General features: G+C 66.5%; 8 protein-coding genes and 1 pseudogene. 4 read left to right on the top strand and 5 right to left on the bottom strand.

Translation table 11 applies throughout. The annotated features are described in order from the left end of the window. Positions 1–18: 18 nt before the first annotated feature. From QME71_10445 to QME71_10425, 5 genes are all read right to left on the bottom strand, one after another. A complete protein-coding gene (locus tag QME71_10445) occupies positions 19–471 on the bottom strand; it encodes a NifB/NifX family molybdenum-iron cluster-binding protein (GenBank protein ID MDI6858720.1) in 453 nt (150 codons plus the stop codon). A 66-nt stretch (positions 472–537) separates the two neighbouring features. After that, the gene (locus tag QME71_10440) at positions 538–930 is read right to left on the bottom strand and encodes a DUF5320 domain-containing protein (GenBank protein MDI6858719.1); all 393 of its coding nucleotides are present in this window, start codon (positions 928–930) and stop codon (positions 538–540) included. Positions 931–950: 20 nt separating this feature from the next. After that, positions 951–1,202 carry a ferritin gene (locus tag QME71_10435; GenBank protein MDI6858718.1) on the bottom strand — a complete coding sequence of 84 codons (252 nt, stop codon included), beginning with the start codon at positions 1,200–1,202 and terminating at the stop codon, positions 951–953. Positions 1,203–1,460: 258 nt separating this feature from the next. Continuing rightward, complete coding sequence (locus QME71_10430) at positions 1,461–1,964, bottom strand: 4Fe-4S binding protein (protein ID MDI6858717.1); 504 nt, start codon at positions 1,962–1,964, stop codon at positions 1,461–1,463. Next, a complete protein-coding gene (locus QME71_10425; GenBank protein ID MDI6858716.1) occupies positions 1,961–2,443 on the bottom strand; it encodes a DUF134 domain-containing protein in 483 nt (160 codons plus the stop codon). The genes QME71_10430 and QME71_10425 overlap by 4 nt, the downstream gene beginning before the upstream one ends. Positions 2,444–2,926: 483 nt before the next feature. Between QME71_10425 and QME71_10420 the strand changes: the two genes are divergently transcribed. The 4 genes and pseudogenes from QME71_10420 (at position 2,927) to QME71_10405 (ending at position 13,893) form a co-directional block, all read left to right on the top strand. Then, positions 2,927–8,437 carry an SdrD B-like domain-containing protein gene (locus tag QME71_10420; GenBank protein ID MDI6858715.1) on the top strand — a complete coding sequence of 1,837 codons (5,511 nt, stop codon included), beginning with the start codon at positions 2,927–2,929 and terminating at the stop codon, positions 8,435–8,437. A 45-nt stretch (positions 8,438–8,482) separates the two neighbouring features. Then, positions 8,483–9,805 carry a multicopper oxidase domain-containing protein gene (locus QME71_10415; protein ID MDI6858714.1) on the top strand — a complete coding sequence of 441 codons (1,323 nt, stop codon included), beginning with the start codon at positions 8,483–8,485 and terminating at the stop codon, positions 9,803–9,805. Positions 9,806–9,842: 37 nt separating this feature from the next. Then, positions 9,843–11,183, top strand: coding sequence for a multicopper oxidase domain-containing protein (locus QME71_10410; GenBank protein MDI6858713.1), 1,341 nt, complete (start codon positions 9,843–9,845; stop codon positions 11,181–11,183). Positions 11,184–11,218: 35 nt separating this feature from the next. Then, positions 11,219–13,893 (top strand): annotated as a pseudogene (locus QME71_10405) (multicopper oxidase domain-containing protein).

Below are 13,893 nucleotides of genomic sequence, written 5' to 3'. Positions count from 1 at the left end.
CGCGGTCTGTACTGCCTCCTATCGTCGTCCGCCGCCCATGCCGCGTCGGCCACCCATGCCACCGCGTCCGCCGCCCATGCCACGTCCACCGCCCATGCCGCGTCCACCGCCCATGCCCACGCCGGGACCTGTAGACGCCGCGGCGATAGGGGACAGGGCTCCCCTCTTGTACGCTTCCACCGCGTCCCGAACTGTGCCCGACGCGATGGCGAACACGGGGACGCCGGCGGCGGAGAGCACCTGGTAGGCGTTAGGGCCGCAGTCGCCGGTGACCACCGCCTGCGCGCCCTCGCCGACGGCGAGCCCCGCGGTCTGGATGCCTGCCCCGCCGGGGGCGTTCATGGCGGGGTTCTCTATCGCTTCGAACTCCATGGTCTCGGTATCGATGATCAGCAGGTACTGGCATCTTCCGAAGCGTGGGTCGATGTCAGCGTCAAGGTCTGGCGCTGCCGCTGAGACTGCTATCTTCATGTTGCATCCTCCCCGGGACAGGCGAGGCGAGAAAGGGAAAGACGCCCCGCCTGCCCGGTTTCCGGTCTATTCCTTCTCGCCGCTGGTTTCGATCTCTTCGATGCGCTTCCGTATGTCCTGAAGCGCTTCCTCGAAGTACCTGGCCTGGTCTTTCAGGGCCGTCACCTCATCCTCAGGGGCATAGCCGGGAGCACAGGCAGGGCCGTAAACGGGACCGTAGACGGGCGCGTAAGCGCCGTAAGGCGCCCACGCCGCCCCCCAGCCCCAACCTCGGCCCCATCCGCGACCGCGGCCGAGACCTCGCCCCCATCCGCGACCGCGGCCCCAGCCGCCGCGACCGAAGCCGCGGCCTCCGACGGGGTTCGCGTAGCCGGGGACTCCGTAGCCGGCGCAATAGCCGGCGGCGCGGCCCGTCATCGGACCGAGACCCCAGGGGCCTGTCCTGTCACCGAGTGGCATTTGAGCTCACCTCCTCCACGTTAGTCGTGTTCTTCAAACATCCTGTCCTGTACCGGATCATGCTGACGGATCCATTCCATCAGCATTGCGACGTGTTCTTTTTCTTCGTCGCGGTTGTGCTCGAGGATTTCGCGCAGCGATGCGTCATCCGTCGCGTCGATGCGCTCCTGATACCAGTCGATCGCCTCCAGCTCCTCGCGCAGCGAGCGGCGCGCCCGCATCAGGTCGAGTGATTCGAACTTGATCTTCTCGATCGGTTCGCCGTAGCTCATTCGCAGTCCTCCTTTTATTTCCTTACTGCCGCCGAAGCTCAGGAGCGTAAAGTTAACAGCGCTCACCGCGCAGGGGCGTGCCGCACCTGGGGCAGGATACCTGACTGCACGGCGTGCCCCTGCTGTGCGGCTGCGTGTGACCGCAGCTCGGGCAGCGGCACACCATCGATCCACCCAAGCCGCGCCCGGGGCGGGAGCTGCCAGGCCGGCGCCCCCCTTGACTCTTGCCTCTTCCAAACATCGCTCGACTCCTTTCGGCTACCGGCCGCGCCCTCCCCGCCAGCGACGCCGGAGCCCCAAAGGGCCCATCGGGACGATCACCGGCGGAACTCTACGCTGGTAGCTGCGCCTCACCGCTTGCGTGTCTCTCGGATCCCGCGTCGCCGGGCGCCTCCTGTCGAGCCACCAGCCGGCGAGGCCGCCGACAAATCGGGCCGCCAGCGGGAGAAAACCCACCCAGAGCGGCGACGGTCTTGGTATCGGAAACGCAGTCGCGGGCCTGATCGCCGCGCTCCGCGACCGTGTGGCAACCGGGGAACGGGCGCGAAGGACGGGAGCCGCGGCTGTCTCACGGGCAGCGGCTGGTGCGACCTCGACCTCGTAGATGGCGCCGGTCGGACAGACCGGCAAGCAAGCGCCGCATTCGGCGCACAGATCGCGATCAATTGTCAGCCTGCCCTCCGCCAACGAGATCGACTGCCAGGGGCACGCTTCGACGCAGGCGCCGCACAACGTGCACTTCTCCTCGTCGACAAGGATCATCCTCTTCCTCCTCTCCAACCGCGCCGCCTTCCCCTGCCCCAACCGCGTCCTGCCGGCGCGGTGCCCGGCAACACGGGCTGCACCTGAGGCGTGCGACAGGCCGGGCACGTCAACAGCCGGCCCTGCGCCAGGCTATCAAACGGGACCTGCCACTGGTGGCCGTGCGGCTCGCAGCGAAAGAGCTGGCTCGGCATGGCGAAGTTGCCCCCCTCGATCCGCAGCGCCTGGCCGTTGACAAGCGCCGTCGCGACCTTCCGGTGGGCGGACCGCAATATGCGATGGAACGTGGGACGCGAGACACCCATCTTCTCCGCGCACTCTTGCTGCTCCAGCCCGAGGAGGTCTTTCAGGCGAATCGCTTCCGCCTCCTCGACGGCGAGGGTTACCTCTTGCAGCAGGCGCAGCGGCACGCCCGCCGGCTTGAAATAGTTGGTCGGCAGCATCTCCGCAACTCTGCGCCACTTGATGGGTCGGGGCATAATAGCTTCTGCCTAATGAAACTATGTTCATAATACCCCTTCGCAGCGCGCCCGTCAAGCTGCGGTACCGCGTCTTCTCTCCGGCGGCTGATCATCGCGGGCTGAACCGCCTGCGGTTGCGCAGCGGTCGCTCCGGCCGAAGTCCTGAAGGGGCGCGGCTTGTACGACTGGCCGCAAGTACGCTCCGCGTTCATTCACAAACCCTACATGCCATTGGCCCTTTATCTCATGCCTTCTTCACATCGTTTGTCGATGATGGTTTTAAGTCTTTTTCTTCTTTCACATGACGAGTGACTTCTTGGGCGGGTGCCCGGACAGGATGCTGGTGAACAGCCCGGACGCACAAACCTCTACATCGGTCGCTCGTTGGCCTGGCGAGAATCGCTGACTGGAAGCCCTTCAGGGGAATCGGGCCGCCTGAAGGTCTGGCGTGTGGCCGCTATGCCGGCCGCTTTAGGCACAGCTTTATGCGAGGAGGCTGAAATGATCGCGAAGAAGAGCCGGGCGGGTGGTTGGATCAGACGGCTGATCCCCGCGCTGTTCCTCCTGGGACTGATGATCGCGCCGGGGCAGGCGTCGCCGCGCGAATCGAGCGCGCAGGGCAACGATCTGCTGCTCCTGAACGTCGTCAGCGCCCGGACGGAGCCGCTGGCGTTCGATGGAGCCGGCGTCGTCGCGGGGGCGCCGGTAACGGAGTATCAGTTCATCATCAACGTCGACAACACGGGCGACCCCACGCAACCCCGCAGCCCCGGCTGCTCCCCCACCGACCCCGCCTACCCCGCCAACTGCGACTGGCCCTCCATCCGAGCCGTGCCGGGCGCAGCACCCATCTTCACTCAGGGCGATCAGACGGTTCTGAACAGCGCGACCGGCATCACGATGCCGCCCGGAAAATACCTCATCTCGGTCATGGCAGACGGCTACAAGCTCGGCGGCGCCCATTTCAGCGTGCCGCTTGCCGGGCCAGTGCCCGTCGAGTTGCAGCCGCACCCGCTGCCGCCGGCAACGATGCGCATTAAAGTGTTCGAGGACATATCGCCCACGAACGGCCAGTTCGATGCCCCGGCGGAGCACGGCCTTGCCGGCTTCACGGCCATCATCAACGACATCGTCGGCCAGGTCAGCACCGACGTCTTCGGCAACCCTCTCTGCACGCAGTACGACGCGGCCGGCAACCCCATCGGCCAGACGAACTGCCTGGTGAGCGACGCCAACGGCGATATAACCGTGCCCAACCTGGGGCCCAACCGCTACGACGTCAACATGTCGCCGCCCGCCGGCGAGGGTTGGGTACAGACAACGACCCTCGAAGGCTCTCATAGCTGGGACACCTGGCTCCAGGAGGCGGGCACCGGCCTCGACAACGAGTTCGTGGTCGCCGGTGAGCCCTTCCCCTGGACGGTGTTCGGCTACACGAGGCCGACGAACGCCTTCGCCGGTTCGGGCGCTACGGGCGGAATCACCGGGACCATCGTCGCCGCTTCCGTGTGGGTGCCTCAGAACGGCGGCCTCCCCTACTACGGCGCTCAATGGGGCGGACTCAACGGCGCCAGGGTAACGGGCCCCGTCAGCGACGCCTGGGTCGCGCTGACGGACCTGCAGACCGGCGACACCGTCGCCTACGTCGGCAAGGCGGATGCAAACGGCAACTTCACAATCAGCGAGGTGCCCGACGGCAACTATCTCTTCACCTACTGGGACGAGCGACAGCACTACATCCTCGACTGGATGCAGCTGACCGTCTCCGGCGGACAGATGGTCGATCTGGGCACGCCTTTCCTCACCGGATGGTTCACCTGGATCGAGGGATACGTCTTCCACGATCTCAACAGCAACGGCAAGAGAGACCCCAGCGAGCCCGGCCTTCCCGATTACCTCGTGGTGCTCAAAGACCGCGACAACACCGAGGTCGACCGCATGACGATCGCGGTGACCACGGACATGAACGGCTACTACTTCTTCGACCGCGCCTACCCCATGGGCTCGTGGATGATCCTCGAAGCCTACAACGACCGCTACTACACCACCGGCGTCACCTACCAGGTCGAGAACCAGCCCACGGAGACGACGGTGCTCGGTAACGGCGTGGACGTCGGCGTGCTGCCCGTCCTCGGCCACACCGGCCGCCTCGACTGGGGCGTACGGCCGTATGAGCCGGGGACAAATGGCGGCATCGTCGGCACGGTCTTCTACGACACTACTCGCAACGAGCTCGACGCCCGCTACCAGGCGGTCGAAGGGTGGGCGCCCGGCATCCCCGATCTGCGCGTCAACGTCTACCAGACTGTCAGAGACGCCAACGGCAATCTGGTGAAGGAAGCCGACGGCTCCTACGCGAAGGGACTGCTCGTGAACAGCAGCTTGACCGAGACGTGGGAGCGGCCGAAGGACTGTCAGGCCCGCGACGCCGACGGCAACCCCGTCGACCAGGAGGTGCTGCCTCCCGCGACCGGCGGCCACGACTGCCTCGAGGGGCCGCTGATGGGACTGCAGTTCCAGAACGGTTTCGCTTCGCTGGACGGCAACTACGGCTTCACCACGATCTGGCCCATGGGCCTCGACCCCGTAACGTACGAGCCGAACCCGGCCGACATGGAAACGGCCATGCCCGCCGGCGACTACCTTGTCGAGGTCGAAGTCCCGAACGACGGGGTCTTTGGCCAGCCGCTGTACAAGGTGGTCAAGGAAGAAGACATCAACGTGTTCGGCGGCGACCAGTTCATACCGGCCATCCCGCCGCCGGAGTGCGCCGGGCCGCTTCACATCGTGGACGTCGCCGGCATAGGCCCCGACGGTCCGGGCGCTGTCGTCAACCCGTCCTTCGTCGAGGCGGGCGGCAGCCCCTTCGAGGGCATGCCGATGCCTCTCTGCAACGTGAAGCTGGTGACGGTGAGCAACGGGCGCTCCATCGCCCCGACCTTCAACCTGTTCACTGACGTGCCCATCCCCGGCAAGTGGAAGGGGTACATAATCGACGACCTGACGATTTCTACCGATGCTCAAAGCCTCATGTTCGGTGAGAAGGCGGGCATGGCGAACGCCCCCATCGGCGTGTACGACTTCACGAACCGCCTCGTCACCACCGTCCACTCCGACCCCAACGGCGTGTACGAGGTGCTGCTCCCGTCGACCTACTCGATGAATTGTCCGACGCCCTCCGGGGTCTGCCCGAACGTGTACTACATCCTGGGCAACGACCCCGGTCAGCCGGGCCGGCTGAACACCAACTACAACCCGCAATACCGCACCATCGGCGCCAGCTTCGAGATCTGGCCGGGCGCGATCCTGCCCTCAGACCTGGCGCCCACGCAGATCGGCGTCAGTATCCTCGCGCCGGGCTCGAACGTCATGACCCCCGCCCAGTGCGCGCTCGACGACGCGACGCCGCAGCTCTTCGCGGTGTCGGTCCCGTACGCGGACGTCGGCGGCAACCGCCCCGGCGCAGTCACCATTCAAGGGCTCGGCTTCGGCGCGGCCCAGGGCGCGGGCGCCGTCACCCTTGACGGCGTGCCGCTGCCGGTGACCGCGTGGAGCGACACGCAAATCAGCGCGAATATCCCGTCCAACACGCCTACCGGCCCCCACCAGCTCAAGATCACCGCCGACAACGGCCGGACAACCGTTAACGGCCTGACCTTCCACGTCCTCGGACCGCAATACAGGCCGGACATCTATGAGGTCGGGCCCGGCAGGGCGTACGCGACCATACAGAGCGCGATCGACGCCGCGGCGGCGCGGCCCAACCGCGACTCGCTGGTCGTGGTCTATCCGGGCGCGCCGGTGCCGCCGTGGAACCCGACGGGCATCTACTACGAGAACCCGATCATCCACTCGCGCGTCAAGCTGCAGGGCGTGGGGCCCGGCGGAGTCTACGGCGACGGCACGCCCGTGCTCGGATCGGTCATCGACGGCGTCGGCGTAACCGGCGATACGCCCTACGCGGAGAACTGGCGCATCTTTGTCGAGAGCCTGACGTGGTCCGGCAACCAGACGATATACGAAGGGCCCGTCATCTACATCCTTGCCGAAGACGGCGAGTTCACCGCCGGCTACCGGACGGCGATCGATGGGTTCACCATCCAGGGCGGCGACCAGCAGGGGTTCCCCAACTTCCTGCCCGGGGCGGAGCCCGGCGCCGGCGCGGTGATCACCGTGCAGGGCGGCGGCATCTTCGCCAACGGCTACGCCCGCTACCTTCAGATTAGCAACAACGTGCTCAAGAGCAACGGCGGCGCCTACGGGGGCGCGATCAGGCTGGGAACGCCGCATCTCCCCGGCACCCTGAACGACAATCAGAACGACGGCGTGACCATCGCCTACAACCGCATCCTCGCCAACGGCGGCACGAACCTCGCCGGCGGCATCGGCCTGTTCTCCGGCGCCGAGGGGTACGAGATCGCCTACAACGACATCTGCGGCAACTTCTCGGCCGAGTACGGCGGGGGCATCAGCCACTACGGCTACAGCCCCAACGGGAAGATCCACGACAACCGCATCTACTTCAACCGGTCGTACGATGAGGGAGGCGGCATCATGATCGCCGGCGAGCTTCCCGCCGACCCGGCGCTGCTGTCGCCCGGCTCGGGGCCCGTCGACATCTACCGCAACCTCATCCAGGCAAATCTGGCAAACGACGATGGCGGCGGCATCCGCTTCCTCATGGCCGGAAACTACCCGTTCAACGTCTACAACAACTTCATCGTCAACAACGTGTCCACGCACGAAGGCGGCGGCGTCTCCCTCAACGACGCGCCTGACGTGCGCGCGTACAACAACACGATAATGAAGAACATCACCACCGCCACGGCGGTGACAAGCAACGGCTTCCCTGCCCCGGCGGGCCTCTCGACGGCGCGCAACAGCAACTTGCTGCAGGCCACGCTGCCGCCCGGCTCGCCGATCTTCAGCAACCCGCTGCTGTTCAACAACGTCTTCTGGGACAACCGCGCCGGCACATGGACGGGCGGCGGCGTCGCCGGAATCGGCCTCGACGGTGATCCGAACCCCATCAACTACTGGGACCTCGGCGTAGCCGACGGGACGGGCCTGCTTTCGCCCACGAATTCGCTGATGCAGGTCGACACCGGCACGATACCCGACGCTTCGAATGTCGTCGGCGCCGACCCGCAAGTGACAACGATTTACGACACGTCCGTTTCCGTCCTGCCGTGGCGAGGCTTTCCCCGCTTCGTGGACACGCTGCTGGTGGCCGTCAACCTGCCGGTCACACTTCTCGGCGACTACCATCTGGCGGTCGGCTCGCCCGCTATCGATTTGGGAGCGGCAAGCAAGGGGGCCGTCAGCGCTCCGGCGACGGACATCGACGGTGAGGCGCGTCCCGCCGGGGCCGCGTTCGACGCCGGCGCAGACGAGTTTAGCGGCGCGGCAGGGCCCATCGCATTCCCGTCGACGCCGATCATCGATAGCTTCGACCGCGCCAATGGCGCCCTGGGCGCCGGCTGGGCCGGCAACACCAACCAGAACACGTTCCGCATCCTCAACAACGAGGTGCAGGTGCGGCAAAACGGCGCCATCTGGCGGGTCGCCTCCTTCGGCGCCGACCAGGAAGCCTACTTCACCTTCACCAAGGTCGTGCCCACGGCCACGGTGCAGGGCCTGCTGCTCAAGTTTAACGGCAGCAACCCGGGCGCGGGGAACGCGTCCCTGATCGAGGTGTCGTATGACGCGACGGCGGGCGTGGTGAACGTCCTCACCAGGGCCCCCGGACAGGGCTGGGTGTCGCGCGGCCAGTTCGCGGCGACGTTCGTTGCCGGGGACGTCTTCGGCGCGAGGGCGCAGGCCGACGGCGCCGTCAGCGCCTTCAAGAACGGCGCGCTGATCGGCAGCGTAAACGTGCAGGGCGGGCCAAACCCCTGGCCGAGCGCGTACGTGACGGGCGGCGGACGGATCGGCGCAAGGTTTGTGGCGCCGAGCTTCGCCGTCCCCAACGACGCCCGCTTCGACGATTTCGGCGGCGGAACGATGCCCTGACGAGCGCAACAGAAGGAAGAAGCAGGAGGTATCAGGGGGTATGAAATGAGAAACTTACAGAACCAGGGATTCAACCGGCGTTCTTTTCTCAAGCTTGCCGGTGGCGCGACGGTCGCCCTTGCGAGCGCGAGCGTGCTGCCGCGACTCGCCGGCCGTCTGCTGGAACCCGCCGAGTCAACGACGGCTCAGGACCTGCCGCCGGACCTCCGGCTGGCGGGTACGGACGGCTGGATCTACCTGCCGCCGTCGCCGGCGATACCGCCGTATCACCCGGACAACCTCGCTCCGCCGCCGTTCACGACATACATCTTCGGGTTCCGCAACGTGACCGGCCTCACTGAGGAGCAGGTGTTCGCACAGAAGATGAAAGCCCAGCACGCGGCGCCGATGTTCTGGGTGAACGAGGGCAGCGAGTTCCGTCTCCAGTTGACGAACCTCGGCCTCGCCATCCGGCCCGACCTCGTCGACGCCCACACCGTCCACTGGCACGGCTTCCGCAACGCCATCCCCTTCTTCGATGGGGAGCCGCACGGGTCGCTGTCGGTGAACATCGGCAAGAGCTTCACCTACGTCTACCGGCCGGTCGACCCCGGCACGTATATGTACCACTGCCACGTGGAGGACGTGGAACATGTGCACATGGGGATGACGGGCCTCGTTTGGGTGAATCCGGCCCAGAACGGCAACACGGCGCTCTACCCCAGCGGCAAGTTCGCCTACAACGACGGCGACGGCAGCACCGGTTTCGACCGCGAATTCGGGATGCTCCTCACGGAGGTGTGGACGGTCTCGCACTGGGCAGATGCGCACATCCAGCTCCCGGAATGGAGCGACTACGACCCCGAGTTCTTCCTGCTCAACGGCCGCACCTACCCGGACACCATTGCGCCCAACGGGGCGTGGACGGACCCGGCGAATCCCACCGGCACCGACGCCAACGGCGATCTTCTGCCGACGCCCGGCTACGAGCGGCTCCAGTACCAGCCCATCTCGTCGCTGGTGCGGGCCAACAGCGGGGAACGCGTCCTCCTGCGGTTCGCGAACCTCGGGTTCAAGATAGCCTCGATGGCGCTGCCAGGGATCAGAATGAGGGTAGTAGGCGAAGACGCAGGGCTGCTGCGCGGCCGCGACGGGACGGACCAGAGCTACGAGACCAACCTGATCTCGCTGGGACCGGGCGAGTCGGCGGACGTGATATTCACGGCACCCCCTTATCAGGGGCCGGGTCCCTACGACCGCTATTTCCTCTACAACCGCGCCTACGGCTCCGCGAATAACCTGGAAGCGTCCGGGCTTGCGGGCCAGACGACGGAAGTATGGGTCTACCCGCCGGGCGCCCTGCCGCAGCAGGCGCTGCCTAACACGTAGGCCGACAGCGCGGAACGAAGGAAGAAGGAGCAACGAAATGCGCACGATGAAACGAAAGTGGATTCAGTGGCCGCTGATAGCCGTGCTGGCGGTGCTGCTGGGATCGGCGTCGCGGGGCGCGAGCGCCCAGATGCCTCCGATGGACATGGGCGGCCCCAACGTCGGAATCGTCTGCACGGAAGGGGTGAGTCCCAACCCGATCTTCACGCTGACCACGAATACCGGCTACATCAGCCTGCCCGACGCCAACGTGCTGTACATGTGGGGCTTCTCCATCGCCGACGGCCCGTTCCAGTACCCGGGGCCGATACTGTGCGTCAACGAGGGCGACACCGTGACGGTCATACTCCACAACACCCTTCCGGAAGACGTATCGATCATCTTCCCCGGGCAGGAAAACGTCCTCGCGAACGGGCTGCCTGCCCAGCCGCAGTTCGACGGCGGCGGTGCGCTGACATCCCTCACCAACGTCGCACCCGCGAACGGCGGCAGCGTCACCTACAGCTTCGTGGCCGCCGAGCCGGGCACTTACCTGTACGAGAGCGGGACCGAGCCCCAGAAGCAGATACCGATGGGCCTCTTCGGCGCCCTCATCGTCAGGCCGGCGGGACACCCTGACTGGGCGTATAACCGGCCGGATACCCAGTTCAACCCTGAGGCGGAGTTCATCGCCATCCTGTCGGAGGTGGACCCTTACCTGAGCCAGGCGACGGAACTGGGAATCCCGTTCGACATGAACAACTACCACCCCCGCTACTGGCTGCTGAACGGACGCGGGCTGCCGGACACGCTCGCCGACAACTTCGCGTCTTGGCTGCCGGCGCAGCCTTACGGCGGCATGCCGCTCATTCACCCGTACGACCCGAACCCGTTCCTGCCCGACGGCGTGACGCCGAACCCGGCGTACAACCCCTACCCGGCTGTGACGCGCTACCTCAACGCCGGCACGACGGAGTTCCCGTTCCACCCGCACGGCAAGAACGGGCGCCTGATAGCGCGTGACGGGCGCCTGCTGGAAGGGCCCGCGGGCCAAGACCTGGCCTACGAAAAGTTCTCGTTCGTGATCGGGCCGGGACAGACGTGGGACGAGACCTTCCTGTGGCGCGACGTCGAGAACTACGACCCCGTGACCAATCCCGTCCCTGTGACGATCCCGAACGTTCAGGACATGACATACGGAATGCTGTACAGCGGCAGCCCTTACCTGGGCGAGATGGGGCCGATGCCCCCGGGGATGCAGGGGCAGAACATGTGCGGAGAGTACTACATCATCTCGCACAACCATGCGCTGCACCAGCTCACATCCTGGGGCGTGGTGATGACCGGGCCGGGGACGTTCCTCCGGGTCGATCCGCCGCTGCCGAACATGTGCCCGTAGCGACGACATGACAGCAAGATGAACGGAGATGAGCCATGAGTAAGCTAACACGAATTCCTCTGCGGATAAGCGCTCTGCTGCTGTTCGTCGGGTTGGCCGTCGTCGCTGCCTCGAACCAGCCGGCCTCCGCCTTCACGACGCCCCCGGGCAGGGTGGCAGACGTTCCGGCGGCCGCCTCGCTTCCGGCGACCACCTGCACCCCCATCGACGCCACGACCCGCGCCTGCGAGCTGTGGGCGACGACCGGGTCGCTGACGCTGCCGGGCGGCGTCGTCGTGCCCGTGCTCGGGTATGCCGACACGGCAGGCGGCGCCGCGCAGGTGCCCGGCCCGCCGCTGATCGTGAACCAGGGCGAGACAGTGATTGTGACGCTACACAACATGCTCGCCGAGCCGAGCGCCCTGGCGTTCCCCGGTCAAGCGATGCTGCCGGACCTCACGGGAGCGGCGCCCGGCGGCGATAAGGTCTACACTTTCGTGGCCTCCGCGCCCGGCACCTACCTCTACGAGGCGGGCCTGATGCCCAACACTCAGCACCAGGTGGCGATGGGCATGTACGGCGCGCTAATCGTGAGGCCGGCCGCTCCCGGCCAGGCGTACGATAGCCTGGACACGGCCTACACCGACGAGGCGCTACTTGTCTTGAGCGAGATCGACCCGGCGCTTAACAACAGCGTCAGTCCCGCCGCGTTCGACATGCGCGACTTCTCGCCGAAGTACTGGTTGATAAACGGAAAGACCTACCCGGAAACGGCCCCGCTCGACGTGGTTGCAGGCAGCCACCTCCTCATTCGTTATGTCAACGCCGGCCTCGCCAACCACTCGATGGCGCTCCTGGGGCTCTCGCAGACCTTGATAGCCATCGACGCCAATCCCTTCCCGTATCAGCGCGCCGTTGTCGCCGAGACGGTGGCGGCAGGCCAGTCGGCGGACGTGCTCGTGTCGGTCCCGGCCGGGGCCCCAGCGGGCACCCTCTACCCTTTGTATGACGGCAGCCTGATGCTCCACAACAACGGGCAGCGCGCCGGCGGCAAGACCGCTTTCGGCGGCATGCTCACCTTCCTATCGATACCGGCGGGCCCGCCGGGCGCCGACATAGCCGGGCCGGCCGCTAGCGGCCTCGCCCTGTCGCCGAACCCCGCCAACGGCTCGACAGACGTCCTGCTGACGGCGACGATAAGCGACGTGACCACCGGCGGCTCGAACATGACCGCCGCTGAGTACTTCATCAACGCCACGGGCGCCGACGGGACGGGCCTGGCCATGAGCGGGGCGTTCGGCTCGCCCACGGTCGACGTCAGCGCCACGCTGACAGTGGCCGACCTGGCGGCGCTGCCGGCCGGCATGCACCTTATCTATGTGCACGGCCAGGACTCGGCGGGCAACTGGGGCGCCTTCAACTTCGTCGTGCTGAACCTCGAGAAGTCCGGACCGATGACGAAGGGCATCGTCCTGACGCCCAACCCCAGCAGCGGCGCGGTCGACGTCCAGCTCAGCGCCACCGCCGACGACTCGATGACCGGCGGCTCCAACATCGCGGCCGCTGAGTACTTCATCGACGCCGTGGGCGCGAACGGTACGGGCTCGCCGATGGCCGTCAACGTGCCGCAGCCGATCGCCAGCGTCACCGCGGTCATCCCCGCCGCCACGATGGCCGGTCTCGCCGAGGGAGTGCACGTGGTGCACGTCCACAGCCAGGACGCCCAGGGGAACTGGGGAATGCACGCCATGGCCGACCTGCTCGTCGACAAGACGGGCCCGGATACGGCTTCCGTGACCATCAGGCCGAACCCGAATAACGGCACCCAGCCTTACAGCACGAACAATCCCGCCGTCCGCGTGGACGCTACAGTGAGCGACCCGCTCGCGGCGGGAGTAAACAGCAACGTCGCGAAGGCCGAAGGGTTCATCGACGTCGTCGGTGCGCCGGGTACCGGCTTCCCGCTTATGGCGAGGGACGGCCTCTTCAACAGTCCCAGCGAGAACGTGTACGCCTACATCCCCCTCACCACTGTCCAGGCGATGGCGGACGGCGACCACTCAGTTTGCATCGAAGGCCGGGACGCCGCCGGCAACTGGGGGCCGGTAACCTGCTCGACGTTGACGATCGACAGGACGCCGCCGTCAATAAGCGGAGCAAGCGCCTCGCCCAACCCGACGAACGGAGCGGTGATAGTAACCCTCAACGCGACGGCAACGGATAGCGGCGGCGCCGCAACCAACATCGCCGGAGGCGAGTGGTTCGAGGGGGCCGACCCGGGCGCCGGGAGGGCAACCCCGATGGCTGCCGCCGACGGCGCCTTCGACAGCCCGACGGAAGGGATCACCGCGGACCTGAACGTGGTATCCCTCGGCTGGGCGGCCGGGAACCACACCGTCTCGCTGCGGGCCAAGGACGCCGCGGGCAACTGGAGCGGCGTGGCGACTGTCGTCATCAGCGTGACGCTGCCCAACGACATCTTCGCCGATAGCTTCGAGTCGGGGAACTTCGCCGCCTGGTCATCGGCGGTCGGCGTCGCGACGGGGGGAGGCCCCGGCATTAGCGTCACTACGGCCGCGAAGATGACCGCAATCGGCGTCTACGGGATGCAGGCGGTCCTTGCCCCCAATACGCCCGCCTTCGTCACCGACACGACGCCGGTGCTCGACCCCAGCTACCACGCGCGCTTCTACTTCAACCCCAACGGCGCGCTCACCGGCAACAACCAGCA

This window comes from Dehalococcoidia bacterium (assembly GCA_030018455.1).
In the GTDB taxonomy this organism is placed as follows: Bacteria; Chloroflexota; Dehalococcoidia; order DSTF01; family JALHUB01; genus JASEFU01.
This window is presented reverse-complemented; position numbering and strand designations above follow the sequence as displayed.